The organism is Lampropedia aestuarii (assembly GCF_004803635.1).
Classification (GTDB): Bacteria; Pseudomonadota; Gammaproteobacteria; order Burkholderiales; family Burkholderiaceae_C; genus Lampropedia; species Lampropedia aestuarii.
In genome coordinates, this window is the sequence record NZ_SSWX01000051.1 from 1 (window position 1) to 2,870 (window position 2,870).

The window sequence follows — 2,870 nt, forward strand, 5'->3', positions numbered from 1 at the left end:
ACCTGTGCAGAAAAGGCTGGGTCAATACATCATGTTGAGGGCTTATTGAATCAAGTGTTGTCTAATAAAATGTGGTTTGCCGCCCTGTTGGTGTTCTGGGTGATTTCGTTGCAAAATTTTTATTGATATGGATATTTTTTAACTTATATTTAATAGATATGGTAAAAATTGTTGACTATAGGGAAATTATTGAGAGTCAATTGAATTCTCCGAATTCGGAAAATCAACTGTTGGGATTGTTTGTTGGTGAAAATAATCGAAGTTATTATTTGAGGGTATTTGATGAAATTGAGCAATTTGGAGGTTATTCTTTTAATTTGTGGGCGGCGTTATTGACTTCATTTTGGCTTTTGTATAGAAAGATGTATTTGTATTTTGTTGGGTATGTTTTGGTTAATTATGTTATTGGTTTTATATATAAGAGTTTTGTTGGTTTGATTTTTCCGGGAACTTGCTCGGGTGCTTATTGTGGTTACTCGATGTCAGGATTCTTTTATACTGTTATTGCTTCATTGGTTTGTGGTATGTTTGCAAATGCTTTGTATTTGCGAAGAGCAAAGGCGGTTATTGCTGATTCGGTGGATAAGGAAAATCCGTATGCATATATCAAAAGTAAAGGAGGCACCTCATATCGAGGCATTCTTTGGATATTTGTTTTTTCTGTGGTAATTGGGTTTTTTGTTGCAGTTATTTAGCTGCTATATGGTTTTTTGTGTGGCGAGAAATTGAATTTTTATATTGATTAAATTCTGAAGGAAATGGTGGTGATTTTGTCTTAATAAAAATCTCAAAATATTTTTGTGCAAATTGAGGTTGGCGATGTGAATGTTTCTGGAAGCCTCTTTAAATCCCCAATTCTAAAAATCTAGAAAATTGCATCAATGACATCACTTGGTTGCGAGTGACAAATTCGAGTTTGTAGGGGGATTGGCGACTTCCAAAAGATCGTTCAGTGGGAACAGGGGCTGAATGCCGAGTTCTAGAACCATCGCTTCTTGCAACTCAGTTAGCGTTGTGTGCAAGGTGCGTGGGGGCAGTGTGAGAGGCCATTGCGGCTCTCACGCCGCTTCCATTGACGCATTGCCGGGCTGGTGTTGTATCGCCTGGCACGCTGTTTGAGCGCTGCCGAGCAAGCTTTGATCTCTGCCCTCATTCTTGGTGTGGTGCATGCTTGGACGTGCACTTGAACCATGCGGTTGACTCCGTATGTACGATGCAATGACGCTGCGCACCACATTCCTAGCTTCGATCATCAGTGCCCAGTTTCTGCGAAGGAGATGATCACAGGGGGCCGAACACATGAATACGCAACAGCGACCTGAACCTTCCTGCATCTGTTGAGCAAGTTGCCTGTGCAAGCCTTCGGTGTGCGCCTTCAAGCCGAGCCCGCGTTGAGCGTACAGAGTTTTTGATGGCCAATACATACTGCTGCCATCGCCCTGCGACACAATAGACGGCATGAACCTCCTTCCCGTGGCGATTTACTCACTCTCAGCTGTCTTGATTTTCTTGACAATTCTGCCCAGTTCCAAAGCCAGGGTCTGGTGGGTCCGTATCTGGGACTTTCCTCGCACACAATTGGCGGTATTGCTGGCGCTGGTGGCGCTGGCTCAGTGGCATTGGTTGGAAGGCTCTGGCACAAGCAGTCAAGTGTTGCTGCTCGCCACGCTGGCCAGTTTGTTATACCAGCTGTGGTGGATTCTTCCCTACACCCGCTTATGGCGCAAAGAGGTGCGCTGGGCCGACGCCCATGAGCATGGGCCGCGCTTAAAACTGATCAGCGTCAATGTGCTCACGCCCAACCGCAACGCCCCGGCTTTGCTGGCACTGGTCAAGACCCATTGCCCGGATATTCTGGTGACCTTGGAGACGGATGCGTGGTGGCAGGAGCAGTTGGCACCGCTGGAGGCCAGCTATGCTTACCGCATGGCTTGTCCACTGGACAATCTCTATGGCATGCATGTGTATTCCAAGCTGCCTTTGAGTGAGCAGGAAACGCGCTTTCTAGTTGAGGACGATGTGCCATCGATGCATGCCAGCTTGCAATTGGCCCCCAAACTGCAGGTCAGGCTGCATTTCCTGCATCCTGCCCCGCCCAGCCCTACGGAGAATGAGGAGTCGACTGAGCGGGATGTCGAGCTGCTGATGTTGGCCAAAAGCCTGAAAGAAGAGCAGGGCCCGGTCGTAGTGGCCGGCGACCTCAATGATGTGGCCTGGTCACCAACGACGCGCATGTTTCGCAAAATCAGCGGCTTGCTCGATCCGCGCGTAGGCCGGGCCTTGGTCAATAGCTTCCATGCGCATTACTTTTTTGCGCGCTGGCCGCTGGACCATTTTTTCCATTCAGACCATTTTGAGCTGGTGCAGATTGAGCGCTTGCCCAGCATTGACTCAGACCATTTCCCGGTGATGATTGAGCTGCAATACCACCCCAACAACGTGGAGCAGCAAGAAGGTTTGCAGAGCAGTGCAGAAGACGGGCATGAGGCGCAAGAGCTATTGGATGAGCAAGGTGCGCGCACAGAAGATGTGCCTGAGCCAACGGCCAAAGAGCCGCATCGGGTGTGACGGCGGCTGGTGCCTGGCATGTGCAGGTCTTGCGCGTGCCGCATTGATGCGTCAACGCAGCTTCAAGGGCTTGCGCGCTTCTTGCAGAGCTTGCCTAGGAACGGGCGTTCATGTATTTCCTTCGCTGGCCCGTGCCAGCTTTGTTTGCTGCCTGCCAATACTCAGGGGGAATTGGCACGTTCAAGTGGCCTTCCAGCAGGGAAACAGCGACAATAGCGCCTTATATCCGCGCTAACAACCATGTCCACGATTACCACCCCCACGAAAACCCCGAAAGTTGGCTTCGTCAGCTTAGGCTGCCC

2 protein-coding genes are annotated in these 2,870 nt (G+C 49.3%); both read left to right on the forward strand.

What is annotated here, in order from left to right; genetic code table 11:
• Positions 1 to 200 precede the first annotated feature (200 nt).
• Positions 201 to 695, forward strand: coding sequence for a DUF2628 domain-containing protein (locus tag E8K88_RS17805; RefSeq protein WP_168797392.1), 495 nt, complete (start codon positions 201 to 203; stop codon positions 693 to 695).
• A gap of 763 nt (positions 696 to 1,458) precedes the next feature.
• On the forward strand, positions 1,459 to 2,568 hold the full coding sequence (locus E8K88_RS17810) for an endonuclease/exonuclease/phosphatase family protein (RefSeq protein WP_136408009.1): 1,110 nt from the start codon (positions 1,459 to 1,461) through the stop codon (positions 2,566 to 2,568).
• Positions 2,569 to 2,870: the final 302 nt, after the last annotated feature.

What these genes read in the sequence shown, in the direction of transcription:
- E8K88_RS17810 (WP_136408009.1), top strand. Translation starts at nt 1,459, where the DNA reads ATGAACCTCCTTCCCGTGGCGATTTACTCACTCTCAGCTGTCTTGATT.